Annotated in this window: 1 protein-coding gene and 1 pseudogene; one reads left to right on the forward strand and one right to left on the reverse strand. The window is 43.9% G+C overall.

All coding sequences use genetic code 11. The features are described 5' to 3' along the window. Positions 1-192 (reverse strand): annotated as a pseudogene (locus tag IQ242_RS24945) (hypothetical protein); the annotation flags it as partial. Between the two features lie 219 nt (positions 193-411). Here IQ242_RS24945 and IQ242_RS24950 point away from each other — a divergent pair. Next, the coding region (locus IQ242_RS24950; protein WP_193961808.1) for a pitrilysin family protein at positions 412-1,323 on the forward strand (912 nt) is incomplete at its 3' end.

Here is a 1,323-nt window from a genome sequence, read left to right on the forward strand (position 1 = left end):
CTGTGACAGAGTAACGATGATTTTTTCAGTTAAACAACTCTCAAAAATTTCTCCTGTGCCATTTTTTACTCCCTCTGCTAAAAGGTTATAAACCTGTAATTTAGCTCTAATTTTTCCTGCCACAGTTAGATTGACAATGCGCTCAATTAGTGCATTATAAGTTTCGTTGAAGTTATCTCTATTTTCTGTCATAGGGGGTTTTTCAGTTATCAGTAAACAGTAATTAGGGAGCGGTAAACAGTAAACAGTGAACCGAAAACTCAGATCTGATCACCGAGTCACTGATCACCGATAAGGCTGATATTTGGGAGAATTGTCTAGAAATCATGACAAAAGTTCTTTAATGGTTGAGCAGGCACGAGATAAGATAATCTATGTATAGAATTTAACAAAAAATCTGGTTAACGGACATTGATCAAGTCGATAGCACAGTGTCAAACGAGTTCTTTTCCCGCTCAGGTATGGCAATTAGATCACGGCTTAACCGTAATTCATCAGTATTTACCCGTGACTCCTGTGGTGGTAGTAGATGTGTGGGTGAAAGCAGGTGCGATCGCTGAACCCGATCCATGGTTAGGTATGGCCCATTTTCTCGAACACATGATCTTTAAGGGAACAAAAAAACTTCCCCCCGGACTCTTTGACTATTTAATCGAAAATTGTGGCGGAATGACCAACGCTGCCACCAGTCACGATTACGCACACTTCTATCTCACCACCAGTGTGGACCAAATTGAACATACCCTACCCCATCTGGCCGAAATTCTCCTCCATGCTGAGATTGACGATGAGGAATTCTATCGGGAAAAAGATGTAGTTTTAGAAGAATTACGCGCCTGTTATGATGATCCCGATTGGATTGCCTACCAAACCCTCTGCGGAAGTATCTATCAAAACCATCCCTACGGACGCTCTATTCTAGGTGATCAACCCTGTTTAGAGCAATTAACCCCCAATCAAATGCGCTGTTTCCATCGCACCTATTATCAACCGGAAAATATGTGTGTGGCGATTATCGGGGGAATTGAACCCCAAGCAGCTTTAGAAATTATCCGGCAATCTTTTCGGGAATTTCCCGTCCCCTCGGAATCCCCTGCGAATCTAGTGGCTGCCGAACCCCCCCTGATCGAAATTCGTCGTTCCCAAGTATATTTACCCCACCTAGAACATTCTCGTCTCTTGATGGGATGGACTGGACCAGGATGCGATCGCCTAGAAGATGCCTTTGGATTAGACTTGCTTTCGGTAATTCTTGCTGGGGGACGCTGTTCGCGGTTAGTGCGACAGCTGCGGGAAGAAGCGCAAATCGTCCTCGATATTAAC

The organism is Microcystis sp. LEGE 08355 (assembly GCF_015207185.1).
Lineage (GTDB): Bacteria > Cyanobacteriota > Cyanobacteriia > Cyanobacteriales > Microcystaceae > Microcystis > Microcystis panniformis.